This window comes from Rhodococcus sp. NPDC058521 (assembly GCF_042719695.1).
Lineage (GTDB): Bacteria > Actinomycetota > Actinomycetes > Mycobacteriales > Mycobacteriaceae > Rhodococcus_F.
Genome location: NZ_JBHXNL010000019.1, coordinates 15,194 through 39,433, shown reverse-complemented (window position 1 = coordinate 39,433; position 24,240 = coordinate 15,194). Strand labels below are relative to the sequence as shown.

Genomic DNA, 24,240 nt, shown 5'->3' with positions numbered 1-24,240 from the left:
GCGCAGGACGAACATCGAGCCTCCTCCCGAAATGTCGGGAGGAGGCTCGACGTTTCGATGCGCTACTGCGGTGGGTCGCAGACCTTCCAGGTGTCGTCGACCTGCTCGAGATTGAACGTGCGCCACGACTGCTCACCGGGATGGGCGACGGTGTGGGCGTTCACCTGGGCAATCGCGGTGTTGTCGTTGAACTGCACCGCATCGACCTCACCCACCACCGGCAGGTTCTGTTGCGCCGTGGCGACCTTGTGGACGTTGGCGAACTCTTCCGGGCTGATCGTGTTGTAGTACTCGGCGAGCCCCCCACACGTGGAGTTCTGCAACGTGGTGAGGTCACCGTCGCGTAGAGCATTGACGAACGTGTCGATACTGGCCTGCACCTTCGCTTCCGGTGAGTTCTCCGACTGGTACTTCTGATACAGCACGACCGCAGCGATCACGATGACGAGCAGAACCACGACTCCCGCGGTGACGGCGGAGAACAGCCACGTCCGCTCCTTCTTCTCTTTTCCGCTGTCGGGTTTTGCGGTGGGTGCAGCGGCAGCCGTCTCGACGCGTTGCGGTGTTCGCTGTTGTTGCTGCGGGGGGAGAACGCGCTGTGGCTGCGCACGCTGGGCGGGCTGCTGCTGAGCCGGACGGTTCGAGGGAGCCGACTGGGCAGGCGGTGTCGGACGTGCGGGCGGTGTCGGACGTGCGGGCGGTGTCGGACGTGAGGGCGGGGGAGGGTTCTTCGGCTGCGCCGCACCTGCTGCCGGACGCGGCGCAGGCGGTTGCGGCTTCTGTGACGGGATCGCCTCGGTTTTCGCTTCCGAAGCAGGCGAAGCCTGTTTTTCGGAGTCGGCCTTCGGCTTCTGCGTCGGAATGGCCTCGGTCTTCGCCTCCGAGTCCTTGGAAGCGTCCGCAGGTTTGCCAGGCGCCGCAGGTTTGCCAGGCGCGGCAGGTTTGCCAGGCGCCGCAGGTTTGCCAGGCGCCGCAGGTTTGCCAGGCGCCGCAGGTTTGCCGGGCGCCCCAGGTTTGCCGGCCGCTGCAGCGGTGGGCTTAGCGGTATCGGACTTGGTCGCGTCGCTGTTGGCAGCATTGCTCTTGCCGGTATCCGACTTGGGGATCGCGGTTGTCGGAGCCTCGGAATCGGCGGGCTTCTTCTTTGTCGGGATCGCCTGCGTCTTCGCTTCGGAGGCAGGGACCGCGGCGGTCGAAGACTCCGCCTCCTTCGTCTCTGCTTTCTCTACTTTTGCCTCGGGCTGCTTCTTCTCCGTCCCGGGCTTTTTCTTCTCCGCCCCGACTGATGGGGCGGGCGCAGCCTTCTCCGGTGTTGCAGCCTTCTCCGGTGTTGCCGCCTTCTGTGAGCCTTCTGCCCTCTCGGTGCCGGCCGCCTTGTCCGAGCTGTCGGTCTTCTCGGTCTTCGAAGGGGCGTCGGGCTTACCCGATTCTTCGGCCTTTGCCGAACGCTCGGCTGGTGTTTCGTCGTCTTTCGGGTGCTGCACGCGATGCCCCTCGGTCTGCAGAGAAGTTGACTTCGTAGCAGCCTATCGACACGACGGTGTACCGGAGCGCACGACGGGGCCGTGGCGGGGCACAATGAACGCATGACGTCTTTCGGTGACCTTCTCGGACCGCAGCCCACTCTCCTTCCGGGAGACGAGGACGCCGAGTCCGATCTGCTGAATCACAAGGCACCCGCCGAGGTGGCTGCCGAACATCCGACCGCGTCGATCGCCTGGGCCTACCTGGCGGAAGGCGCGCTCGAGGCGGGCGAGACCATCGCCGCCTATGCGTACGCCCGTACCGGATATCACCGGGGTCTCGACCAGTTGCGTCGCAACGGTTGGAAGGGCTTCGGCCCGGTCCCGTACAGCCACGAACCGAACCGCGGGTTCCTCCGCTGCGTCGCGGTCCTCGCGAAGGCGGCGAAGGCGATCGGTGAGGGCGACGAGTACGCACGCTGCCTCGACCTGCTCGAGGACAGCGATCCGCGAGCAGCTGAAGCGCTTGGACTCGGCTAAGCGCTTTCCTCTCTCTCGGGTCCCCGAGGTTTCCACGAGGGCGAGAGTCGAGAAGTCATTGCAGCGGCTGCGGGTCTCCGCATTGCCGATCGTCCAATGTGCGGCCGGAGCCGGCCTCGCATGGTGGGTGGCGACCGTCGTCGTCGGACACTCCGCGCCGTTCTTCGCGCCCATCGCCGCGGTCGTGTCGCTCGGTCTGTCGTTGGGCGCGCGGATGCGTCGGTCGGTCGAACTGGTGGCCGGTGTGGTCATCGGGGTCGGAATCGGTGACCTTCTGGTCTCGGTGATCGGTCGAGGTGTCTGGCAGATCTCGCTGGTGGTGCTGCTGGCGATGTCGGCGGCCGTCCTGTTGAACAGTGGTCCGATCTTCTCGATGCAGGCCGGCAACTCGGCGGTGCTCGTTGCGACCCTGCTTCCCCCGGGTGGACACGGCGGGCTGGACCGGATGGTGGACGCCCTCGTGGGCGGTGTCGTCGGAATCCTGATCGTGGCGCTGATGCCGACGCATCCGGTCGGGCGGGCTCGCAAGTACGCCGGGCAGGTGTTGGCTACTGCGGCCGAGACTCTGCAACTCGTGGCCGACGGCCTCATGGAGAACGACGAGAAGCCGATCGAATCGGCGCTGCGGAAGGCGCGCACCACCCAGGACGACATCGACACGATGCGTACTCATCTTCTCGGTGGTCGCGAGATCAGCCGGATCTCTCCGCTCTATTGGAACACGCGTCGTCGACTGGAGCAGTTGCAGGCAACTTCGGATCCGATCGACAACGCGATGCGCAACATCCGAGTTCTCGCCCGGCGGTCGTTGACCCTGGTCAGAGACGACGAGATCCTGGACCCGCGGCTGGTGGACCAAGTGGAGAAGCTGTCTCACGCAGTCGAAGTGCTTCGGCAGATGGTGATGGCCGATCCCGGTAAGCAGCCGGATCAGGCGGAAGCCGCGCGCGTCCTGCGTTTGGTGGCATCCGGAATGAAACCGTCCGTGGTGGAGAACGCGGGACTGTCCGCGACCGTCGTCTTCGCGCAGATCAGATCACTGATCGTGGACTTGATGCAGGTTGCGGGTGTCAGTCGTATCTCGTCCATCGCAACATTGCCGCCGACCGTCGAACATCCGGCGTATCCACCCACGCTCTGAATTGCAGATACTGCCGCCAGGGCGACGACCCTGTTGAAACACATGCACGATCATGCATATGATCGTCGTTCACGTTCGGGAGGGAATGGACAAGGCATGGGTCACGGGCATTCACACGGCATACCGCAGTCCGGTGCGGATGATGTCGGGCCGTCGAAGGCGCGTATACGGCGAATGGTGATCGCCCTCGTCATCCTGGTGATCTTCCTGATCGTCGAGGCGAGCGTCGGAATCCTCGTCAACTCCCTCGCGCTGCTCGCCGACGCGGGCCACATGCTCACCGACGTCGTCGGTATGTCCATGGGCCTCGTGGCGTTGCTACTGGCGCGAAAGGGCAGTGCGACCGCTGCTCGCACCTTCGGGTGGCATCGGGCCGAAGTGCTGACCGCGATGGCGAACGCCGTCCTTCTGCTCGGTGTGGCCGTGTGGGTGTTCTACGAGGCAATCCAACGAATCGGCGATGCGCCGGAAATCCCCGGAGTCGCACTCATCGTCACCGCAGCGCTCGGTCTCGCCGCGAACATCGTGGTCATGGTGATGCTGAGGGCAGACGCCAAGGGCAGTCTGGCGGTGCGCAGCGCATATCTCGAGGTCCTCGCGGACGCGGTGGGCAGTGTGGGTGTCCTCGTTGCCGGCGGTCTCGTGCTCGCGTTCGGCTGGGGGTACGCCGACATCGTGGTGGCCGTTCTCATCTCGATCTGGGTCGTTCCCCGCGCGATGAAACTCGCTGCCGCGTCTCTACGGATCCTCACCCAGGCCTCACCCGAGCACGTCGACGTGAACTCCGTCGAAGCGGATCTGGCTGCTCTGCCCGGTGTCTCCGGCGTCCACGACCTGCACGTGTGGACGTTGACAACCGGCATGGACGTGGTGACTGTGCACCTGACGGCAGACGGCGACGGTGAATCGGTGCTCCACTCGGCGCGGACGCTGCTCGAGTCGCACGGTCTGTCCCACGCCACGGTCCAGATCGAATCGAACGCTGCGGGTCGTCACTGCGAGAAGGACGTCACTTGGTGAAGCGAGTGACGCCTCGGCCCGGTTGCCAGTGGTCGACGTACAGGTGGTCGTCGTCGACGGTGGTCAGCGTGACTTCCTCGATGTCGAGCTCGAACACGTCGGCCTCGTCGATGTCGTCGGGGTAGTGCGCGACGATCCGATCCTTCTCGGTGCCGACGATTTCGTGTGCCTTCCCGCCGATCTTCGCGTCCCCGCCCTCCATGGAGTGGTGTCCTGGATTGCTGTGGAGGGAGTACCGGGGATCCCGGCGCAAGTCCTCGGCCTTGCGGGCATCGACCATCGACCCGAGAAGCAGGGTGTCCTCGAAGAACTCCACCTCGGTCCCGCTCACCCGCGGTGAGCCGTCCTTGCGGAGGGTGGCGATCACGTGATGTTTGTGCGCATCCAGGCGTGCCTTCACGGCGCGTGCGAGGTCGGGGGATTCGTGCGCGAACTGCGTCCATGTGGTCATGGGTTCAGTGTGCGGGCGAATCACTGACACCTCCTGTCAGTGATTCTGCCTAGACTGCGAAACATGCGATCGAGTCGTCTCGTCGAGATCATGCTGCGCTTGGAGGGAACGCGGGGATCGACCGCACAGGAATTGGCGGACGCGCTCGAAGTATCCGTGCGGACCGTGTACCGGGATGTGGCGGCACTGTCGGCTGCCGGCGTTCCGCTGTGGACGGAGAGCGGCCCCGGTGGCGGTATCCGGCTGCTCGACGGATGGCAGTCGAACCTCAGCGGGATGACCGGTGCGGAGACGTCCGCGCTGATGCTGCTGGGTGTGCCCGGCATCGCAGACGACCTCGGACTCGGTGACGTGACCGCAGCTGCCAGGTCGAAGCTGCTCGATGCCTTTCCGCTGCCATTGCGTGCCGACGCCCAGGTGTGGCGCGACCGGTTGTACGTCGATGCGCCGGGATGGTTCCGCACTCCGAGTGACACCGGCCGACTCCACGAGGTGGCGAGGGCCGTCCTCGAGGGGTGTGAGTTGCAGATCTCGTACGGTCGTGCCGGCACACGGATCCTCGAGCCGCTGGGACTCGTCGCAAAGGCCGGGGTGTGGTACCTCGTCGCGAGCAACCGGGGGCGCATCCTGTCCTACCGAGTGTCACGAATCGAGGCTGCCGACGTGCTCGACACCGAGGTGACGCGGCCGGACGACTTCGATCTTGCCGCTTGGTGGGCGGACTCGGTCGCCGAGTTCGACCGCTCACTGCTGCGCTTTCCGTGTCGATTGCGCCTGTCCGAGACCGGTCTCCGAAGGTTGCCCGAGGCAGTCGGAACCGAGGCAGCCCGCGTTGAACCCGGACCACCCGACGACATCGGTTGGTTCACCTTCGATCTCCGATTGGAGACCGAAGAGGTCGCGCTCCACCAATTGACCGCTCTCGGTGCAGACGTGGAAGTGGTGGAACCACGGTCACTCCGGGAAGCGTTGCGTGAAGTCGGGACAGCTGTCGCGGCGCGCAACGCCTGAGGTCGAATCGATTGCCGGGGTCGGGGGCCGTCTATAACATCACCGCATGGCAAACCCGTATCCCCGCGTGTACTTCGGTGACCGTTTCGTCGACGCCGGAGAGGCGACCTTGGGTGTCGCCACCTCGGCGCTGCTGTACGGGCTGAGCGTGTACACCGTGTTCCCGGTGCACGTCGAAGGCACGAGCCGTACCGCGTTCCGGCTCCGTGATCACTTCGAGCGTCTGCTCGAATCGTGCAAGATCATCGGCATCGACCAGTTCGCGCCCGAATGGGACTACGAGAAGTTCGTGTCCGTCGCCAAGCAGCTCGTCGCCGAGAACGACCCGCGGACAGACGTGTTCGTGCGTGCATCGGTGCACGTCGATGCGTCGATTCCGGGCACACGGGTGCGTGGCTGCAGCGTGAAGGTCAGCATGTTCGTGTACGACGCCGTTCCGATCGTGCCGCAGGACGGCATGCGGTTGAAGACCAGTGTGTGGCGCCGCATCCCGGACAACGCGATTCCTTCGCGGGCCAAGGTGAACGGCGCGTACGTGAATTCGGTGCTGGCGAAGCAGGATGCCATCGACAGTGGCTACGACGACTGCATCTTCCTCGACGTCAACGGGCACGTGTGCGAGTTGAGCGCAGCCAACATCTTCCTGGTCCGCGGCGACACGCTGATCACTCCGGATGTGTCGTTCGACATCCTCGACGGCATCAACCGCCGCACCTTGTTGACGCTCGCGGAAGAGGACGGAATCCGCTTCGTGGAGCGCGCTGTCGACCTCACCGAGCTGTACATCGCCGACGAGGTGTTCGTGACGGGCACGTCCGCCGGAGTCGCACCGGTCACCGAGGTGGACGGGCGCCTCGTGTCCGGCGGTGCGCACGGCCCGATCAGTACGGCGCTGCGTAAGCGGCACACGGCTGCACTGCGAACCGACGACGTGCACGGATGGGTCACCTCGCTCGCCTGAGTCAGAGCCAGAACCGCATCAACTGTCCACCGAACTGGGCAAACGCTGCCGGAACTCCGGACAGTTCGAACAGCCAGTAGATGGCATCGAAGAAGATCACGTTGATCTCTGGCACGAACAGCAGCGCCACGAGGATCAGCAGTCCGTACGGCTTGAACTGCGCGACCTGGCGCTGGGTGTTCGGCGCGAGGAACGACTCCAGTGCCCCGTACCCGTCCAGGCCCGGGACGGGGAGAAGGTTCAAGACGGTGGCCATCACCTGCAGGAAGGCAAGGAAGCTGAGTCCGGTCCAGAACGCGACGTGCTCACTTCCGAACGCGAAGATCCGGATCACCACCAGCAACACGATCGCCGATACGGCATTCACCGCAGGCCCGGCCAGGGAAACACGTGCCTGTACTCGGGGTGAGAAGAGTCCCGTTCGCAGGTAGACGGCCCCGCCCGGCAGTCCGATTCCGCCGAGCGCGATGAACAGCACCGGCAGCCCGATGGACAACAGAGGGTGGCTGTACTTCAGGGGGTTGAGCGTCAGGTATCCGCGAATCTCGACGTCGGTGTCGCCGTGCCGCCATGCCGTGTAGGCGTGCGCGAACTCGTGGAGGCACAGCGTCACGACCCAACCGGCCACGACCAGCACGATGACGCCGGCATGACCGAGTACGGATCTCGGTTCTGCCTGCCACGCGAGAAGGCCGCCGACGACGGCAGCCGCGACGACCGCGAGAAACACCGGACTCGGACGGACCGACCGGTGGCCTTTCGCGCTCGAAAACGGGATCGTCACCGAACGAGCAGCCATTCCTCGTCGTGGCGGTAGAAGGTCGATCGCTTCAGTGGTCGCGGATTGCGGACGCCGTCGCGGGTGAGCATTGCGGCAGGGGAACCCAACTGGACAGCGCGGCCTTCCAGCCACTTGTGCGGCAGCCACCGCCACCTGGGCGCCGCCGCCGTACGCACACCCGGCATCCGGTGGCTGGGCACTATCGTCACCTGTCGGGTGGTTCCGGAGAACAGCAGGCTGTCGTCGGCATAAGCTTCGCCGACCAGTTTCTCGCCCTCGGGGCCCTCGAGGGTTGCGGCGCCGACCAGTGCGATCCCCGCATCGTCACGGATGAGGGGAACCGACTTCGCCTTGCCCTCGAGGGCGGCCTTCGCGGCCTTCGCGCCGGTGGCCAGCCGGTAGGCGTCGGTGCCCGCGGTGCTGTGCTCGGACACGTACGCCAACTCGATGTGCAGACGGTCCGTGCGCATGAGCCGGGTGAGCGTGGCGGCGAAGGCCGCATCGTCACCCACCACGATCAATCGCGGCTCGGGTACCACCTGAAGCTTCGAGAACGCCTCGTCGAAGTCGTCCTTCTCGGGCAGGGCGGGCACGCGAGTGGCATTGATCGACCCCAGCGGCAGCGGCAACGGCGCGTCGCCACAGATGAGCACTATGGGGGTCAAAACCACTCCTAGCCCGGTCGTCCTGCCGTGAGTCGTTCACAGCGTCCTCGCCGTACCATCCTAGTGGTCGGGGCGGCGTGGCCTCGCAGGCCACACGTGCCCCGCGCGTTCCAGTGGACTGTCGGGTTTGTTCCGTCCGCGCTCGGCTAGACTGTTTCCCCGGCCACTGCCTTCATGCGGCAGGACCACGCAGTCGGACACGACTGTACGTCGACAGTAGGAGACAACGTCATGCCGGCAATCGTCCTGATCGGCGCCCAGTGGGGCGACGAAGGTAAGGGCAAAGCTACCGATCTACTGGGCGGACGCCTGCAGTGGGTCGTTCGCTACCAGGGCGGCAACAACGCCGGGCATACGGTGGTTCTCCCGAACGGCGACAAGTTCGCACTTCATCTCATTCCCTCGGGAATCCTGACCCCCGGCGTCACCAACGTGATCGGCAACGGCGTCGTCGTGGACCCGGGTGTTCTGCTCGAAGAACTCGAAGGCCTCGAGAAGCGTGACGTCGACACCAGCGGGCTTCTGCTCTCGGCCGATGCGCACCTGATCATGCCGTACCACGTAGCCATCGACAAGGTCACCGAACGCTTCCTCGGCGCCAAGAAGATCGGCACCACCGGGCGGGGAATCGGGCCCTGCTACCAGGACAAGATCGCTCGCGTCGGCGTGCGCGTGGCGGATGTTCTGGACGAAAAGATCCTCACTCAGAAGGTCGAGGCTGCGCTCGAGGTCAAGAATCAGATTCTGGCCAAGATCTACAACCGGAAGGCGCTCGAGTCCCAGCAGGTCGTGGACGAAGTCCTCGAACAGGCACAGGGATTCAAGCACCGCATCGCCGACACCCGGCTCGAACTCAACAAGGCTCTCGAGCGCGGCGAGACCGTTCTTCTCGAAGGCTCGCAGGGCACCCTCCTCGACGTGGACCACGGCACGTACCCGTACGTGACGTCGTCCAACCCCACTTCCGGTGGCGCAGCGGTGGGTTCGGGAATCGGGCCGACACGCATCACCACGGTGCTCGGAATCCTCAAGGCCTACACGACTCGTGTGGGTGCCGGTCCGTTTCCCACCGAGCTGTTCGACGACCACGGTGAGTACCTCGCGAAGCAGGGTGGGGAGGTCGGTGTCACCACCGGTCGCGGCCGCCGTACCGGTTGGTTCGACGCTGTCATCGCCAGGTATGCAACACGTGTCAACGGAATCACCGACTACTTCCTCACCAAGCTGGACGTGCTCAGCGGCCTCGCTACCGTGCCGATCTGCGTCGCCTACGACGTGAACGGAGTGCGGCACGAGGAAATGCCCATGTCGCAGACGGACATCCATCACGCCAAGCCCGTCTACGAAGAGATGCCCGGCTGGTGGGAAGACATTTCGCACGCGCGCACGTTCGAGGAACTCCCGCAGAACGCACAGAATTACGTTCTCCGACTCGAAGAACTCTCGGGTGCGTACATCTCTTGCATCGGGGTCGGCCCCGGCCGCGACGAAACGATCGTGCGCCGCGACGTCGTCCGCTGACCTTTTCCGACCAATGTCACACCGGTTCAGCTCACGCGAACCGGTGTGACATTGGTCGGGGTGAGAGTTAGAAGAGGACCGGGTCGTCGAAACCCGGAGCATGTTCGAGGGCGAGCAGTTCCCGTTTGGTGACCGTCCCGCCACCCGCCGAGAACCCGCCGATCCCGCCGCCGCTCGACAGGATTCGGTGACAGGGCACCACGATCGGTAGGGGATTGCGTCCCAGTGCCTGCCCGACGGCTTGGGCCGCGCCGGTGTTTCCGAGTCTGGCCGCAACCTCGCCGTACTCGAGCACCGAACCTGGGCCGACAGTGCGGGTGATCTCGTAAACGGCGCAGTCGAATTCGGTGAGGCCCTCGAAATCGAGGTCGATCCAACGTAGGTCGTCGAGCGACCCCGCGAGGTGGTCGCGGATTCCGTCCACAGCTTGCTGAACCGGTGCTGGAATGGCGTGTTCCATCGCGTCCGGGAAACACTCCTCCATTCGAGCGTGGGTCGATTCGGGTGATCTTTCGGGGAGCTGCACGCCCACCAGGCCCGCCGCTCGCCACGCCACGCCGCAGGTTCCGAGCGACGTGTCGAACAGTGCGAATCCGGTGGTCACTTCTTCAGTATGCGCTGCATACCTCGGGTTCACCGACTGTTGGCTTCGATCGACGATCTTCGAGAAACTACTTCAGGAGGAGCTTCCGATGTATCTGTCTCGCCGCGCCGTGTTGCGTGCCACCGCACTCGGGCTCATGTCCGTTCCCGTCGCCGCCGCATGTTCGGGGGAGTCCGGTCCTGTTCTCGTTCGGGATCGGCCACGTCTGACGCATGGTGTCGCTGCCGGTGACGTGCGTGCGGACGGTGCTCTGATCTGGGCTCGGTCGGACCGCCCGGCCAAGCTGATCGTCGAGACGTCTGCGTCCGAGTCGTTCGCGAACCCCGAACGGTTCGAGGGTGGCTTGCTCACCCCGGACACGGACGGAACGGGGAGACTGCGTATTTCGGGACTGCCGTCGGGAGAGCAGGTGCACTATCGGGTGACTCTCGAGGGTGAGGACGGCGAAACGTCGGAAGGCATTTCGGGCATGTTCCGGACCGCCCCGAGCGAGCCCGGCGACATTCGCCTCCAATGGTCCGGGGACACCGCGGGCCAGGGTTACGGCATCAATCCCGACATCGGTGGAATGAGGATCTTCGGGACGATGGCCGATCGTGACCCGCACTTGTTCCTGCACTCGGGCGACGTCGTGTACGCCGACGGACCGCTCGAAGAGACCGTTACGCTCCCGGACGGCCGGGTGTGGAAGAACACGGTCTCCGATGCGAAACGTGCTGTGGCCCAGACGCTCGACGAGTACCGCGGTCAGTACGCCTACAACCTGACCGACGAGAACTACCGACGATTCAACGCCTCGGTTGCGCAACTGGTTCAGTGGGACGATCACGAGACCGTCAACAACTGGTACCCGGGCGAGATTCTGGACCTCGACGAGTACCGCGAGAAGAACGTCGACGTACTGGCGGCCCGTGCGATCCAGGCCTTTCACGAATGGCAGCCCGTCGACCCCGCAGAGTCCGTCGACGGCCGGGTGTACCGCAAGATCGGATACGGTCCGCTGCTCGACGTCTTCATGCTGGACATGCGAACGTACAAGGATGCGAACGGCGCGAACGTGGGTGCGCCGGGCCGGATTCTCGGTGAGGCACAAACGAACTGGTTGATCGACGAGTTGGGCAAGTCGACGGCGACCTGGAAGATCATTGCGAACGATCTACCGATCGGCCTGGTCGTCCCGGATGGTGACACTGCGTTCGAAGGTGTTGCCAACGGTGACCCGGGTTTGCCGTCGGGGCGCGAGTCGGAGATCGCCCGAGTTCTGTCCGCGGTGAAGGCACAGGCGGTGACGGGCACCGTCTGGTTGACGGCTGACGTCCACTACACCGCCGCGCACAAGTACTCCCCGGATCGCGCCGCGTTCAAGGACTTCGTCGAGTTCTGGGAATTCGTGTCCGGTCCACTCAATGCCGGCGGATTCGGGCCCAACGATCTCGACGGCACGTTCGGACCCGAGGCGGTGTTCGTGCACGCACCGCCGGAGTCGAACTCGTCTCCGCTCGATGGATATCAGCACTTCGGTGAGGTGTTCATCGACGGAGAGACGTCCGAACTGCGAGTGGACCTCCTCGATGCGACCGGTCGAGTGCTGTTCACTCAGGTGCTCGCGCCGCCGACCCGCTGATTCAACCAGTCCAGTTGTCAATTTCTGGACTGCCACCCCTGACCAATGTCACACGCGTTCAGCCCAGCTGAACGGGTGTGACATTCGTCGGGCGAGGTTCGGATGGTTCGGTAGGGAAAATGCCAGCTAGTGGGGCTGCAAGGCGGAACTGCTCGGCTCGAAAGACTCCGCGTTTGCCGTCGGCCGGCGCGTATCGGGCGAACAGGTACGCGGACCCGACAAGGACCAGTATTGCGATCAGGCTGCTCATGCACCCACCTTGACGGGCAGTGGCCTTGGATTAAATAGCCAAAGGGTCGATACTGGACTGCATGATGAACCGTGTGCTGGGTGCCCGAAGTCTGTCGCGAGATCTGGGTAACTGGCAGGACGAACCGGGTCGCCGTTCCACGGCACGGCCCGTCTATCGGGCTCTCGCGGCCGGGATTCGCCTGCTCGTACACGACGGACGCATCCCGCTGGGAGTGGCACTGCCGAGCGAACGTGAACTCGCGGCCGTGCTCGGACTGAGTCGGACCACCATCACGTCGGCATACGCACTGTTGCGCGATGAGGGATATCTGACGAGCCGACAGGGCTCGCGGAGCACCGTCGTATTGCCCGACGACGCGAGGCCGAACGGGTTGATGTTCCGCCCCCATCAGCCCGGTTCCGGTTCCGCCGCTGGTGTCGTGGATCTGAGCTATGCGGCGATGGCCGCTCCATCAGAGGCTGTTGCGAGTGCTTACGACTCTGCGCTGCAACAACTTCCGTACTTCCTGTCCACCCACGGGATGGAGCCGATGGGTGTGGAAGGCCTGCGAGAGGTCGTCGCGGCGCGCTACACCGCACGTGGGGTCGCGACGTCACCCGACCAGATCATGATCACCTCGGGTGCCCAGCACGCGTTGCGTCTTCTGCTCGACGCGATGACGGCGCCCGGTGAGCGGATACTCGTCGATCATCCGACGTATCCCAATGCGCTGGAAGCGATTCGAAGGGTAGGTGCACGTCCGGTTCCGGTTCCGGTACGGCCTGAGGGTGGTGGTGAGATGGCCTGGGATCTCGAAGGTATCCGTAATGCGGCCCGCCAGACGGCGGCGCGGATGGCCTACCTCATTCCGGATTTTCACAATCCGACCGGCATGTGCCTCGACGAGTTGGGTCGTGCTGAGCTGACGCAGATCGCCAGGGACACCCGAATGCTGTTGGTGGTGGACGAAACCATGGTCGATCTGTGGCTCGACGCGCCCGCTCCCGGCCCTGTGGCCGCGCACAGTCGTGGTGGTGCGAAAGCGGACATGGTCACCATCGGCTCGACCGCGAAATCGTTCTGGGGTGGTCTGAGAGTTGGTTGGATCAGGGCGGATCCGGCGTTGATCACTCGTCTCGTGGGCGCCCGGGCGGCCACCGACCTGGGCACCCCGGTGATGGATCAACTCGCTGCGGCGTACCTGCTCGCCAACGACACCGACGTGCTGGAGCAGCGGCGTGAACAACTGCGGGGCCAGCGCGCCACCCTGCTCGCGGCGCTCGCCGATCGGCTGCCCGATTGGGAGCCCACGGTCGGTACCGGCGGTATGTCGCTGTGGATGCGGATGACCGCACCGGTGTCGACGGCACTGGCCGCCTCGGCACCGAACCACGGGGCGATCCTGGCAGCCGGCCCGAGGTTCGGCGTCGAGGGCGCGTTCGAGCGGTTCCTCCGAATTCCGTATGCGCGCTCGTCGGAGGAGTTGGTTCGCGGAGTGGACGCCATCGCCTCGGCCTACGACCTGCTGGCGCTCGACCGAACCCGGGCCGAGCCCAGCCTGGTCGTCTGACTAGTCGGCCCAGACCGTGTCGATGTCCGTCGCCTCGCGCGCGGGCACCGACGGTAGATCGGGTTGGGTGCGGGAGAAGCGAGGCGCAGGGGCGTGCTGGGTGACCCCGTCGAGTTCGACGAGCGACGCCCGGGCGGCGATGTGCTCGTTCGTCGGTGCCTCCGCGAACGTCAGCACGGGCGACACGCACGCGTCGGTGCCCAGGAACACGGACGCCCACTCGTCTCGCGTCTTGGACAGGAACTTCTCGGCGAAGATGTCCTTCATCTTCGGCCAGGAAGAGACGTCCATCTGTCTAGGCAGATCGGCCGGATCGAGTTCGAGGCCCTTCAGGAGCAGTGCGTAGAACTGCGGTTCGATGGACCCGACAGCCATGTACTTGCCGTCCGCAGTCTCGTAGGTGTCGTAGAACGGTGCACCGGTGTCGAGGAGGTTGACGCCCCGCTCGTCGGACCAGACGCCGCGACCACGGAATGCCCATATCATGTGTGACAGTGCGAGTGCACCGTCGACCATGGCTGCATCCACGACCTGGCCTTTGCCCGACGTCTGGCGTTCCACGATCGCCGAGAGGATGCCGAACACGAGGAACATGGATCCGCCGCCGAAGTCGCCGACCATGTTCAGTGGCGGTACCGGGCGCTCACCCTTGCGTCCGACGGCGTGCAGGACACCGGTGAGGGAGATGTAGTTGATGTCGTGGCCTGCCGCGTTCGCCAGTGGCCCCTCCTGGCCCCATCCGGTCATGCGGCCGTAGACGAGGCGGGGGTTGCGCTCGAGGCACACGTCGGGGCCGAGGCCCATCCGCTCGGTCACGCCAGGGCGGAATCCTTCGATCAGTACGTCGGCGCGTTCCACGAGCTGCAGTACTTTCTCGACGTCGGCGGGATCCTTCAGATTGGCCTCGACGACGCGTCGGCCACGCTTGATCTGGTCGTGTGCGTTCTCGTCCTGCGGGATGAGTCCGGCGCGTTGTATGCAGACGATGTCGGCGCCCATGTCGGCGAGGAGTGTGGCCGCGTGTGGTGCGGGGCCGAGTCCGGCGAATTCGACGATGCGAATGCCCGCGAGCGGGCCTGTCTTCTCGGTGGTTTCAGCGGACACGCGTTTCCTCGACTTCCGTGGTGACGACCCTGTGGAATGGACGTTAACTTGTTCGGTTGCACGAGTGTGCCCCGGGTCACGACTACCGGTCCAGGCGCGGTGTGTCGCTTGCTACCGACTGTGACTTGGAGCACAGTTGACGAATGACCTTCCCCGGCCGGTTAGTGAGCTTCGTGGCCAGTACCGACTTGGACGTCTCCGCGATGTTCTACGTGGACACCCTCGGGCTGCCGGTGCTCGCACGTGACGAATTTGCCCTCACCGTCGAAGCAGGGGGTGGTCCACTACGAATCACCCTCGTGCAGTCGAAAGCGGACACCGGATACACGGTTCTCGGCTGGGAGGTACCGAACCTCGATGCCACCGTCGACGAACTCCGGGGCCACGGAATCGACTTCACCGTCTATCGAGGGCTCGACCAGGACGAACACGCTACCTGGACGGCACCCGACGGCATGCGAGTCGCGTGGTTCCGCGATCCACACGGCAACGTGTTGTCCTTGTTCGAGCACCACGACCGGGCGGCCGGCGGGGACAGCCGAATATAGTTCCCGGCATGCAGCAACAGGTACTCACGCGTTTCGGTACACCTCTCGCACCCGGCGCGGTACGCGTCATGCTTCTCGGCTCGGGGGAGCTCGGTAAGGAAGTTGTCATCGCCATGCAGCGGCTGGGGGTGGAGGTCGTAGCCGTGGACAGGTACGAGAACGCTCCCGGGCACCAGGTTGCGCACCGTGCGCACACGATCGACATGTCCGACGGTGAGGCCGTGTTGCGGCTCGTCGAGACCGAGAAGCCCGATTTCGTCGTCCCGGAGATCGAAGCCATCGCCACCGACTCCCTCGCCGAGGTGGAGGAGCGTGGACTCGCCGTGGTAATTCCGACGGCTCGCGCCACGCAGCTCACACTCGATCGTGAAGGGATCCGCCGACTGGCTGCCGAGGAACTCGGCCTACCGACCTCGCCGTACGAGTTCACCGATTCGCTCGACGGTGTTCGGGCGGCGGTCGAGCGCATCGGCGCACCGTGTGTCGTCAAGCCCGTGATGTCCTCGTCCGGCAAGGGACAGTCGACGATCCGAAGCATCGACGATGTCGAGGCAGCATGGGAGTACGCGCTGGCCGGGGGCCGCATCAACCACGGACGTGTGATCGTGGAAGGCTTCGTCGACTTCGACTACGAGATCACCCAGCTCACCGTCCGCGCCATCGGTGCCGACGGTGAAACGGGCACCTATTTCTGCGACCCGATCGGCCACCTGCAGGACTCCGGGGACTACGTCGAGTCCTGGCAGCCACAGCCGATGACCGAACTCGCGTCGAAACGAGCTCGCGAGATATCCGAGAAGGTGACCTCCGCCCTCGGTGGCCGCGGCGTCTTCGGAGTCGAACTGTTCGTCAAGGGCGACGACGTCTACTTCTCGGAAGTCAGCCCGCGCCCGCACGACACCGGACTCGTGACACTGCGGTCGCAACGGTTGTCGGAGTTCGAACTTCACGCCCGCGCGATACTCGGCCTTCCAGTCGACACCACTGCCATCGCAGCGGGCGCCTCTGCAGTGATCTACGGCGGAATCGACGCCACCGGAATCGGATTCGAAGGGGTCGCGGAAGCCCTGTCCGTTCCCGAAACCGACCTGCGTCTGTTCGGCAAGCCGGAGAGCTTCGTTCGTCGTCGTATGGGAGTCGCGGTCTCGACCGCTGCGGACATCGAGACGGCGCGGGCCCGCGCTCGCGAAGCGGCATCGAAGGTGCGGCCCGTTCGGTGAGTGCAGGGGGCGAGCTTCTCGTCGGTCTGGTCATTCTGGTGGGGCTCTTCGGGATCGTCGTTCCGATCCTGCCGGGCACGATCCTGATCTTCGCGGCCGTGCTGGTGTGGGCGATCATCACCGCGGATGTGGCGGCGTGGGCCGTATTCGGTGTTGTCACAGCACTTCTCGTGGTGTCGGGGGTCGTGAAGTACGCTTGGCCGGGCAAACGAATGCGCACCGCCGGGGTCCCCACCGACTCGCTGATCGTGGGCGGGGCAGCCGGGATCATCGGATTCTTCGTGATCCCCGTCGTCGGATTGTTCCTCGGTTTCGTGGCAGGAACCTATGCGGGCGAACTCTATCGCCTTCGTGGCCACACGAGGGCGTGGGCGTCGACGTGGCATGCGTGCAAGGCGGTCGGTCTGTCGATACTGGTCGAGCTGCTCGGTGCGCTACTGGCCTCTGCCGTGTGGTTGGGTGCCGTGGTGTTCGCCTAGTAGGACTTTGTTAGGTTTGTCACGATTGGGTGTGGGGACTCAAGATTAGGCGTGATTCTCGAGACGATGACGGAGTGGATGCCGCAGCCCTGACCGAAGTCGATGAACGTCTCGATTCCTTTGTGAGTGAGGTGTTCTCGTCGCTGACGCGTGAGGACAGGGTGGCGACTGCGGGGGTGTACGCGCGTGGGTTGATGATGGGCGGCGAGCGTAAGTCGATGCAGCCGATGGCACAGCGGCTTGGCGTGGATCATCAGCGGTTGCAGCAGTTCGTGACGAGCTCACCGTGGAAGGTCGAACCGGTGCGGATGACGCTGTCACGCAAGACGTGTGAGCTGATAACACCGGATGCGTGGGTGGTCGACGACACGGGGTTCGGCAAGGACGGCGAATCCTCCCCGTGTGTGGCCCGGCAGTATTCGGGCACGTTGGGCAAGGTCGGCAACTGCCAGGTCGCGGTCAGCGTGCACGCCGCCTCCGACACCGCGTCGTGCCCGTTGGACTGGCGGTTGTTCGTGCCGCAGAGCTGGGACCATACCTGCACCGACGACCCGGACCGCGAGCGTGATCGCGGCCCTCCGGAAGAAGTCGGCGATACCCGAGGTTGAGCGGCACCGCCCGAAATGGGAGATGGCGGTGGAAATGATCGACGAACTCCTCGGCTGGGGCCGACCACTGCCCGGTGTCGTGGTCGCGGACGCCGGCTACGGGGAGTGCGCGCAGTTCCGTGCCGCCCTCACCGACCGCAACCTTCCGTACATGGTGGCGGTCAAGGCCACCACCAGCGTCTACCCGGACGACGCGGTGCCCGAGACCCCGCCCCGCATTGGCCCCGGCCGCCCCTTCACCGCCCGCTACCGAGTTCCGAAATCCAGCTGCAAGGACCTGGTGCTCACCGCCGGGTCGGAGGCGCTGCAGCAGGTGTGGTGGCGGCGCGGCACCAAGACCGCACCGAACAACCCTGATGCCGTTATGCGTTCGCGATTCGTCGCGCTGCGGGCTCGCCCCGCGGGCCATCGAGTACCCCGCGCCGACGACGGATCGGTCGAACAGGTGTGGCTCCTGGCCGAATGGTCCACCGACGCGGCAGAACCCACCGACTACTGGATATCCACCATGCCCGCCGACACGCCGATCGACGAACTCGTCCGACTCGCGAAACTGCGCTGGCGCATCGAACACGACTACCGCGAACTGAAAGTCGCACTCGGTCTCGACCACTTCGAGGGCCGCTCCTGGCTTGGCTGGCACCACCACGCCACCCTCGTCACCGCCGCACATCTGTTCCTCACCACCCTTCGGTTGACCGACCCAAAGCAGATGGGCAGGGCTGACCCTCTACGGCATCGTCCGCGACATCCAACGCGCACTTGCCATCTGGATCGGCACCTGCCCACTGTGTCACCACCGTTTTCCGACCTAACAAAGTCCTACTAGTGCCGCATCCTGCAAGGTTTACCCTGTCGACAATCTCGCGTAGCCGTTGCTCCTCGGCGTGCGGGGGACGACCGAGAACGATCGATGAGCAGGCCCGAGAGAGGATCTGCCCGATCGCTCGGACGTCCCCAGCAGACTGGGGGCACGGCGTTCTCCACGTGGAGTCTGACAAAGCTCGCCCGAGCACCTGATCGCCAGGAATGTGGTGCCGGCGATCAGCCGCGAGACGCTGCGCTGGATCTTGCGGGACGGCAGGATCACCTGGCAGTCGACCACCAAGTTCTCCCCGCACCGGCACCCGACCTTCCGGGAATGGGGTGCCGCCCACGATGTCGAGTTTGTGTTCCTGCCGACGTACGGGTCGTGGCTGACTGGATCGAGTCCGAGTTCGCCGCGCTGCGGTACTTCGGGCACCGATCGCCGCAGTCACGCCGAACAGAACGCCGCCAACGCCGCTTACATGCGGTGGCACAACGCCCACGCCGAACCGAAGACCAACTTCGCGCCGGACTCACATATCCGGTCGTGGGCCGAGCACCCGCATTATCCGCCAAGGTTGCCTGACGAGGCACGAGACACCAGCACGCGCTGTGAGCGAGGTCCGCTACCTGGCCGTTCGTTCCCCGCCGGCGCTACGCCCGCTGGAGCGTGAGTGGCAGACCGATGTTGCGGAGGTCGCCGTGCAGTTCGTCGCGCGCAGCGTCGTCCATCTGTGTCAGCGGCGCGCGAACCGGGCCGGCGGCCATTCCGAGTGCCTCGGTCCACACCTTGAGATTCGCGATCGGCATCAGCTTGGATGCACCCCACGGGTGGTGTAGCCACTTGTCCATGAGGTCACGCTGTGCGTCCAGCGTGTCGGCGATCGCCTTGGCTCCCTCGATGTCGCCGTTGAAGGCGAGCGCGGTGTAGTCCTTGATAGGGGTGTGACCGGGATATTGGATGATGTACGGCGCGGGAGAGGACGTGTAGAGACGGAAGTTGTGCTCTGTGATCAATTTCAGCCACTTCCGCTCGTCCGGATCCGCGACGATCAGGCGATCTCCTGCCACTCGCACGGTTTCGAGGGTGTGCTCCAATGGTTGTGGATTCTTCACCGCCACAATATTTTCGAGGTCGGCGAGCCGGTTGAGCATGTCCGGGGTCAGATTGATGCCGGTGTAGCCTGTGTTCGAGATGAGGATCCCGATGTCCGTCCGGTCCGAAATCCACTTGAAGTAGTCGTAGATTCCCTCCGTCGGGCTCACCATGAAGTACGGGTTGCCCAGTGCGGCGTAGGTGGCACCGATCTGCTCGGCATGGTGTGTCAGCGACACGCTCTCCCGCGCCGAGTGATGGCCTGTCTGGACGACGACCGGGACTCGCCCGGCGGCCTCCTCCACGACGGCTTCGGCGGCGCTGCGCCTCTCGTCGAGATCCAGTGACCAGAATTCGCTCATGAAGTGGCCGCAGAAGATGCCGTCGAGAAGATTGTTCTCGACGTAGTAGCGGACGTTGCTTCGCAGCCCGGCCTCATCCAGTTCGAAGTCGGACGTGAACGGATAGGGGATTGCTCCCCAGACGCCTGTCATATTCTCGCGCGCATAGGTTTTGGCGTTCGATCGTGTGTACAGCATGTGTCGTGTCCTTCAGTCGTCGGAGATGATCGGGCCGAGTTCGCGACGGGTGTCGCCGCGCTTACGTATCTGGACGTCCACCAGGTAGCCGCTCGCCGGGCAGATGTACTCGTGCAATTGGAAGAACGGGCTGTCGCCATCCCACTTGCGTCCGATGAGCGGTCCCGCACCGCCCACCGCACCGACGCGCTGAATCAGCGCGGGGTCCGACCGATGCGTGGTGATCGAATCCTGCACCGGGGCGGTGCCGTCGAGCCGCTCGGTTCGGATCTGCAGGCGCAACTCCCGTGTTGCGTGCGTGTCGAGTTCACCCGACGAGATCACGACGCCGTAGGCCGTGCGCGCCTGCTGTTCCGACACATCCCCTCTGGTCACGTCGGCCGCGACGGAGGCCGGATCGCGCAGAATCGGATCCTTGAGTCCGCCACCGCCGTGGGGTGAGGTCACGAGGATGTCACCGGCCTCGAGGAGGAGTCGGGCCTTCGACGACAGCAGTTCGACCTCCCCTCCCAACTCGACGAGGTCCTCAGCCCGATGTTCGCGCACCAGTCGGTCCAACGTGTCCGGCTGCCGGACGACGCTGGTGTTGACGCCGGCACCCGGGTAGCCGCCGTCGTGCCCCGCGGCGCACGAGTGCTGCGCGCCCTGGGTGCTCACAGTGACGTTGAGCCGGCTCGTACCACTGAGCGCCATTGCGCTGGTGACGGCGAGACCACCGCGATGACCACCCGCGCCACCGGAGTCCTGTGCGCGACGACGGTAGAGATACACGAACGGGCTCAGTCCCTCGACCGATTCCACGTTGGGCACGTTGGCCTGGGGAACGGAGAGCATCCCGGCGGCCGTATAGCCGTCGTCGAACGACCGTGCACCTCCGCCGCCCAAGTGGGAGTCGATGAGCATGGTGCCGAACGGTTCGCCGTACTGGTTTTCACCGAACACGTTGTACACGTACGGTGAACCGCTCCAGTTCGCCATTGCCGGTTCCACGCCGGCCGACGCACTGTCGGTGATCATCCGTGCCACTGCGGACATCGCGGCGTTGGACGTGTGGTGTGTCGCGCTGATGGATGCGCCCCCGACGGGGGCCGGGAAGCGGGCGTGATTGAGAGTGCCTTCACGTGTCGCGATCTCGACGCAACGCATCACGCCCTGGTTCCACGGGATGTTGGCGCACAGCTGCGTCATGACCGGAGACAGCGACCCGGCGAGTGCCCCCGCATAGGTGCTGTTGATCGAACCGTCGGTCTGATCATCGGTCTCGATGTAGTCGAAATGGAGTGTGGTGCCGGCCTTGCTGAGCTTGAGCCGGATGCCGTAGGCGCCGTCCTCATGGCCGTTGTGGTCCATGAAGTCCTCGGCGAACCATTCCCCGTCGGCGATCGATGCGAGCCGTTGGCGCAGGAGGAGTTCGGTGTAGTCCATGCAGTCCTGCATGGTGTCCGAGACCGCCCCGACACCGTAACGCTCGATCGTCTCGGCGAGCCGCTCCTTGACGACGTTCGACGACGCGATCATCGCGCGCAGATCGAGCTCGAGGGAGCTTGGCGTTCGCGAATTGGTCAGGTAGGTCGACACGGCATCGTTCTGGATCCGTCCGTCCCGCATCACCCGCAGGAATCGATAGCGCGGCGCCTCCTCGTATGCGGTGTGGGCGTCGAGGTTCCAGCTCCCGGGCACCGGCCCGCCGACGTCGATCTGGTGCACGATGCAGGCAGTCCAGGCGATGAGTGTGCCGTCGTGATGCACAGGTGCGACACAGCACACGTCGTTCTGGTGCAGGGCGCCCATCCATGGATCGTTCGTGAGGTAGACGTCGCCGACACCGACCTCGTCTCCCAGCGATTCGATCGCATTCCGAACCACCTCGGAGATCGCGGCAGTGTGATGGATGAGGTACTGGCCGAGCGTGACCAGGTTGCCCTCGGCGTCGGTGAGCGCGACCCCGAAGTCGTTTGCTTCCGACGCGACCGGCGAACCGGAGACGTTGATCACCGTCCTGCCCTGCTCGTCGTTGATCTGCCACAGCCGGTGGCGCAGCACCTCGAAGGTGATGGGGTCGGTTCGGGGAGCGAAGCGTTCTGTTTCGGTAGGTGCCAAACTCATGGTCTGTTCCAATCCTCAGTGGCGGACGTAGTAGTTGCCGGTTTCATCCACTTCGAGGATTTGACCGGGGTGGAGAGGGATGGTGGTTCCGTAGGTGTCGATGACTGCCGGGCCGATGACAGGCTGATCGGAGGTGAGCAGTTCGCCTCGATAGACCGGCGTCGGCGTGTACCCGCGATCCGGCCAGTAGACCTCTCGCTCGCCGACCAGTGGGTCACCCGACTCCTGGTAGCGAGGTCGGCTGATTGTCGAGGCGCTGCCGGGAGGAGTCACCGTCGCGTCGACGCGGATGGTGATGAGCTCCAATGCCGACAGTGTCGAGCGTGCGCCCTTGCCGTACAGCATCTCGTACTGGCGCTCGAAGTTCGCGACGATCTCGTCGAAGTGTGCCTGGTCGATGGGAAGATCGGCCAGCACGGGAATCGTGAGTTCGTTCGTCTGGCCTTTGTACCGCAACTCCATGTGGATCTCGAACGTACCGTCGTCTCCTGGGACGCCGTCGCGCTGCAGCTGCTCGCGCATGTCGTCCGAGAGACTGAGGACGATCTCGTTGACTTCTTCCGCGACAGAGGAGTCGACGGGTTCGCCCTGTCGGATGATCGTCATCGGACGGAGGGAACGACTCGAGAAATGGCGGATGTCCGACTGCCCGATACCGAAGGCGGAGAAAACCGTTGCCGCAGACGGGATGACGCTGGACTTCACGTCCACCTCGGGGCCGTACCCGGTGCAGTGCGTCGGCCCGCAGCCGCCGAAGTTCACGAGGGTGAACGTGCGCGGATCGTAGCCGCGTTCGATCGTCATCTGGCGGACGAGATCGCCCATGTGGGAGTTGGCAATTCGGTAGATCCCGAACGCGGCCTCCTCAACCGAGATGCCCAGCGGCTTCGCGATGTTCTCGTTGACAACTTCGATGGCCTTCTCGCGGTCGAGTTTCATCGCGCCGCCGAGGAAATAGTCCGCGCTGATGTAGCCGAGGACGACGTCGGCATCGGTGACTGTGGCAAGCGTGCCGCCGCGTCCGTAGCATGCCGGCCCGGGGTACGACCCCTGGCTCTGGGGGCCGAGCCGGATCGCGCCGACCTCGTCCAGCCAGGCCACACTGCCGCCGCCTGCGCCGATGCTCACGGCTTCCACCGCGGGCACCCGCAGGATGTTGCGCTCGACGATTGTCTGGCTCGCAGTTTGAGGCGCCCCATCGACGATCAGCCCGACATCGAAACTGGTTCCGCCCATGTCGGCGGTGATGATGTTCGGTTCGCCCAGTTGCTCACCGAGTTTCTGCGCCGCTACGATGCCGCCGACGGGCCCGCTGTGGAGCGAGGTGACCGAACGCTCGGCGAGTTCGCTGGCCGGGGACAACCCGCCGATCGATTGCATGATGAGGATCTCGCGGCCATACCCGGTGCTCGATACGACGTCTTCGACCCCGCGCACATAGTTCTGCAGCGTCGGTCCGAGGAAGGAGTTGATCGCGGTCGTGTTGGCCCGTTCGTACTCGCCGATGACCGGAACCAGATCGCTGGATGTCGTCACATAGATATGCGGGTGTCGTACTGCAACAAGTTTTTTCAGTTCCTGCTCGTGAACCGAGTTGCGGAACGACCAGAGGAGGCAGATGGCCAGGCCCTCGATCCCTTCGGCAGCGAGTTCATCCACGACGCGAGTTGCGTGCTCGACATCCAGCGAGGCGATGACCTCGCCCTGGTAGTTCACGCGTTCGGTAACGCCACGGATCAGGTCGCGGGGGACGATCGGGTCCGGGCGTTCGGCGTGCCGGTAGTCGGTGATCTCCATCGCGTCGAGGCCTGCCGTGCGGGACCGCACTCGCCCGATGAGCAGTGTGTCCTCGAAGCCCGCCGTGGTGATGAAGCCGGTCTTCGTGCCCTTGCGCTGGATGAGGGCGTTCGTCGTCACGGTCGTGCCGTTGACGAACAGTCGGCACTTGGACAGGACTCCGCTCACACTTTCCCCGAACCGGCCGGCGGCGGCATCGATGGATTCCAGGAGGCCCTTGGCCGGTTCGTGTGGCGTGCTGGGTGCCTTGCCGACGAACAATTCGCCGTCCGCGTCGACGATGGCGGTGTCGACGAAGGTGCCGCCGGTGTCAGTGGAGATGAGATACATGGTCGCGTCCAATCCGATAATT

At 64.7% G+C, this 24,240-nt stretch carries 22 protein-coding genes and 1 pseudogene; 13 read left to right on the top strand and 10 right to left on the bottom strand.

Features of this window, described 5'->3' with window-relative positions:
• Positions 1 to 62: 62 nt before the first annotated feature.
• Entirely contained in the window at positions 63 to 1,484 is a 1,422-nt protein-coding gene (locus ACFWO3_RS21005) for a transcriptional regulator (protein ID WP_378581412.1), read from the bottom strand.
• 102 nt (positions 1,485 to 1,586) lie between these two features.
• Here ACFWO3_RS21005 and ACFWO3_RS21000 point away from each other — a divergent pair, with 102 nt between their 5' ends.
• The 3 genes from ACFWO3_RS21000 to ACFWO3_RS20990 all read left to right on the top strand — a co-directional run bounded on the left by ACFWO3_RS21000 (position 1,587) and on the right by ACFWO3_RS20990 (position 4,164).
• A complete protein-coding gene (locus ACFWO3_RS21000; protein WP_378581410.1) occupies positions 1,587 to 2,003 on the top strand; it encodes a DUF3151 domain-containing protein in 417 nt (138 codons plus the stop codon).
• A gap of 58 nt (positions 2,004 to 2,061) precedes the next feature.
• The gene (locus tag ACFWO3_RS20995; protein WP_378581408.1) at positions 2,062 to 3,144 is read left to right on the top strand and encodes an aromatic acid exporter family protein; all 1,083 of its coding nucleotides are present in this window, start codon (positions 2,062 to 2,064) and stop codon (positions 3,142 to 3,144) included.
• 96 nt (positions 3,145 to 3,240) lie between these two features.
• The gene (locus ACFWO3_RS20990; protein WP_378581406.1) at positions 3,241 to 4,164 is read left to right on the top strand and encodes a cation diffusion facilitator family transporter; all 924 of its coding nucleotides are present in this window, start codon (positions 3,241 to 3,243) and stop codon (positions 4,162 to 4,164) included.
• Here the strand turns inward: ACFWO3_RS20990 and ACFWO3_RS20985 are convergent.
• Complete coding sequence (locus tag ACFWO3_RS20985; RefSeq protein WP_378581404.1) at positions 4,154 to 4,615, bottom strand: pyridoxamine 5'-phosphate oxidase family protein; 462 nt, start codon at positions 4,613 to 4,615, stop codon at positions 4,154 to 4,156. The genes ACFWO3_RS20990 and ACFWO3_RS20985 overlap by 11 nt on opposite strands.
• A 63-nt stretch (positions 4,616 to 4,678) precedes the next feature.
• Between ACFWO3_RS20985 and ACFWO3_RS20980 the strand changes: the two genes are divergently transcribed.
• On the top strand, positions 4,679 to 5,626 hold the full coding sequence (locus tag ACFWO3_RS20980; RefSeq protein WP_378581403.1) for a helix-turn-helix transcriptional regulator: 948 nt from the start codon (positions 4,679 to 4,681) through the stop codon (positions 5,624 to 5,626).
• Positions 5,627 to 5,672: 46 nt separating this feature from the next.
• Positions 5,673 to 6,587, top strand: a complete 915-nt coding sequence (locus ACFWO3_RS20975) for an aminotransferase class IV (RefSeq protein ID WP_378581401.1) — start codon at positions 5,673 to 5,675, stop codon at positions 6,585 to 6,587.
• A gap of 1 nt (position 6,588) precedes the next feature.
• Here ACFWO3_RS20975 and ACFWO3_RS20970 read toward each other — a convergent pair whose 3' ends face one another.
• Entirely contained in the window at positions 6,589 to 7,386 is a 798-nt protein-coding gene (locus ACFWO3_RS20970) for a site-2 protease family protein (RefSeq protein WP_378581399.1), read from the bottom strand.
• Positions 7,368 to 8,039: a hypothetical protein gene (locus ACFWO3_RS20965; RefSeq protein WP_378581397.1), complete on the bottom strand. Its 672-nt coding sequence runs from the start codon at positions 8,037 to 8,039 to the stop codon at positions 7,368 to 7,370. Before ACFWO3_RS20965 ends, ACFWO3_RS20970 begins: the two co-directional genes overlap by 19 nt.
• Positions 8,040 to 8,264: 225 nt before the next feature.
• Here ACFWO3_RS20965 and ACFWO3_RS20960 point away from each other — a divergent pair, with 225 nt between their 5' ends.
• Positions 8,265 to 9,554, top strand: coding sequence for an adenylosuccinate synthase (locus ACFWO3_RS20960; protein ID WP_378581381.1), 1,290 nt, complete (start codon positions 8,265 to 8,267; stop codon positions 9,552 to 9,554).
• A gap of 67 nt (positions 9,555 to 9,621) precedes the next feature.
• Here the strand turns inward: ACFWO3_RS20960 and ACFWO3_RS20955 are convergent, their stop codons facing one another.
• Positions 9,622 to 10,158, bottom strand: a complete 537-nt coding sequence (locus ACFWO3_RS20955) for a methylated-DNA--[protein]-cysteine S-methyltransferase (RefSeq protein ID WP_378581379.1) — start codon at positions 10,156 to 10,158, stop codon at positions 9,622 to 9,624.
• An 88-nt stretch (positions 10,159 to 10,246) separates the two neighbouring features.
• On the opposite strand from ACFWO3_RS20955, the gene ACFWO3_RS20950 reads away from it, so the two are divergent.
• Positions 10,247 to 11,782, top strand: a complete 1,536-nt coding sequence (locus tag ACFWO3_RS20950) for an alkaline phosphatase D family protein (protein ID WP_378581376.1) — start codon at positions 10,247 to 10,249, stop codon at positions 11,780 to 11,782.
• Positions 11,783 to 11,840: 58 nt separating this feature from the next.
• Here ACFWO3_RS20950 and ACFWO3_RS20945 read toward each other — a convergent pair whose 3' ends face one another.
• Entirely contained in the window at positions 11,841 to 12,032 is a 192-nt protein-coding gene (locus tag ACFWO3_RS20945; RefSeq protein ID WP_378581374.1) for a hypothetical protein, read from the bottom strand.
• Positions 12,033 to 12,093: 61 nt separating this feature from the next.
• Here ACFWO3_RS20945 and ACFWO3_RS20940 point away from each other — a divergent pair, with 61 nt between their 5' ends.
• Positions 12,094 to 13,584: a PLP-dependent aminotransferase family protein gene (locus ACFWO3_RS20940; RefSeq protein WP_378581373.1), complete on the top strand. Its 1,491-nt coding sequence runs from the start codon at positions 12,094 to 12,096 to the stop codon at positions 13,582 to 13,584.
• On the opposite strand, the gene ACFWO3_RS20935 is transcribed toward ACFWO3_RS20940, so the two are convergent.
• On the bottom strand, positions 13,585 to 14,688 hold the full coding sequence (locus ACFWO3_RS20935) for a CaiB/BaiF CoA transferase family protein (protein ID WP_378581372.1): 1,104 nt from the start codon (positions 14,686 to 14,688) through the stop codon (positions 13,585 to 13,587). It lies immediately after the preceding gene.
• Positions 14,689 to 14,831: 143 nt separating this feature from the next.
• Here ACFWO3_RS20935 and ACFWO3_RS20930 point away from each other — a divergent pair, with 143 nt between their 5' ends.
• From ACFWO3_RS20930 to ACFWO3_RS20910, 5 genes and pseudogenes are all read left to right on the top strand, one after another.
• Positions 14,832 to 15,236, top strand: coding sequence for a VOC family protein (locus ACFWO3_RS20930; protein ID WP_378581371.1), 405 nt, complete (start codon positions 14,832 to 14,834; stop codon positions 15,234 to 15,236).
• A gap of 8 nt (positions 15,237 to 15,244) precedes the next feature.
• Positions 15,245 to 16,456 (top strand): formate-dependent phosphoribosylglycinamide formyltransferase, encoded by a 1,212-nt coding sequence (purT, locus tag ACFWO3_RS20925; protein ID WP_378581370.1) that lies wholly within the window; start codon positions 15,245 to 15,247, stop codon positions 16,454 to 16,456.
• Positions 16,453 to 16,935, top strand: coding sequence for a DUF456 domain-containing protein (locus ACFWO3_RS20920; protein WP_378581368.1), 483 nt, complete (start codon positions 16,453 to 16,455; stop codon positions 16,933 to 16,935). Before purT ends, ACFWO3_RS20920 begins: the two co-directional genes overlap by 4 nt.
• A gap of 74 nt (positions 16,936 to 17,009) precedes the next feature.
• Positions 17,010 to 18,309 (top strand): annotated as a pseudogene (locus ACFWO3_RS20915) (IS701 family transposase); the annotation flags it as partial.
• Between the two features lie 268 nt (positions 18,310 to 18,577).
• A complete protein-coding gene (locus ACFWO3_RS20910) occupies positions 18,578 to 19,024 on the top strand; it encodes a hypothetical protein (RefSeq protein WP_378581367.1) in 447 nt (148 codons plus the stop codon).
• Here the strand turns inward: ACFWO3_RS20910 and ACFWO3_RS20905 are convergent.
• Genes ACFWO3_RS20905 through ACFWO3_RS20895 form a run of 3 tightly spaced genes read right to left on the bottom strand, consistent with a single transcriptional unit; the run spans position 19,005 to position 24,230 of the window.
• Entirely contained in the window at positions 19,005 to 19,985 is a 981-nt protein-coding gene (locus ACFWO3_RS20905) for a dihydrodipicolinate synthase family protein (protein ID WP_378581365.1), read from the bottom strand. The genes ACFWO3_RS20910 and ACFWO3_RS20905 overlap by 20 nt on opposite strands.
• 12 nt (positions 19,986 to 19,997) lie before the next feature.
• Entirely contained in the window at positions 19,998 to 22,091 is a 2,094-nt protein-coding gene (locus tag ACFWO3_RS20900) for a hydantoinase B/oxoprolinase family protein (protein WP_378581363.1), read from the bottom strand.
• Positions 22,092 to 22,106: 15 nt separating this feature from the next.
• On the bottom strand, positions 22,107 to 24,230 hold the full coding sequence (locus tag ACFWO3_RS20895) for a hydantoinase/oxoprolinase family protein (RefSeq protein WP_378581361.1): 2,124 nt from the start codon (positions 24,228 to 24,230) through the stop codon (positions 22,107 to 22,109).
• Positions 24,231 to 24,240: the final 10 nt, after the last annotated feature.

Coding starts and splice junctions, on each gene's coding strand:
- ACFWO3_RS21000 (WP_378581410.1), top strand. CDS start 1,587: ATGACGTCTTTCGGTGACCTTCTCGGACCGCAGCCCACTCTCCTTCCG.
- ACFWO3_RS20990 (WP_378581406.1), top strand. CDS start 3,241: ATGGGTCACGGGCATTCACACGGCATACCGCAGTCCGGTGCGGATGAT.
- ACFWO3_RS20985 (WP_378581404.1), bottom strand. CDS start 4,615: ATGACCACATGGACGCAGTTCGCGCACGAATCCCCCGACCTCGCACGC.
- ACFWO3_RS20980 (WP_378581403.1), top strand. CDS start 4,679: ATGCGATCGAGTCGTCTCGTCGAGATCATGCTGCGCTTGGAGGGAACG.
- ACFWO3_RS20975 (WP_378581401.1), top strand. CDS start 5,673: ATGGCAAACCCGTATCCCCGCGTGTACTTCGGTGACCGTTTCGTCGAC.
- ACFWO3_RS20970 (WP_378581399.1), bottom strand. CDS start 7,386: ATGGCTGCTCGTTCGGTGACGATCCCGTTTTCGAGCGCGAAAGGCCAC.
- ACFWO3_RS20960 (WP_378581381.1), top strand. CDS start 8,265: ATGCCGGCAATCGTCCTGATCGGCGCCCAGTGGGGCGACGAAGGTAAG.
- ACFWO3_RS20950 (WP_378581376.1), top strand. CDS start 10,247: ATGTATCTGTCTCGCCGCGCCGTGTTGCGTGCCACCGCACTCGGGCTC.
- ACFWO3_RS20945 (WP_378581374.1), bottom strand. CDS start 12,032: ATGAGCAGCCTGATCGCAATACTGGTCCTTGTCGGGTCCGCGTACCTG.
- ACFWO3_RS20940 (WP_378581373.1), top strand. CDS start 12,094: ATGATGAACCGTGTGCTGGGTGCCCGAAGTCTGTCGCGAGATCTGGGT.
- ACFWO3_RS20930 (WP_378581371.1), top strand. CDS start 14,832: ATGACCTTCCCCGGCCGGTTAGTGAGCTTCGTGGCCAGTACCGACTTG.
- purT (WP_378581370.1), top strand. CDS start 15,245: ATGCAGCAACAGGTACTCACGCGTTTCGGTACACCTCTCGCACCCGGC.
- ACFWO3_RS20905 (WP_378581365.1), bottom strand. CDS start 19,985: ATGCTGTACACACGATCGAACGCCAAAACCTATGCGCGCGAGAATATG.
- ACFWO3_RS20900 (WP_378581363.1), bottom strand. CDS start 22,091: ATGAGTTTGGCACCTACCGAAACAGAACGCTTCGCTCCCCGAACCGAC.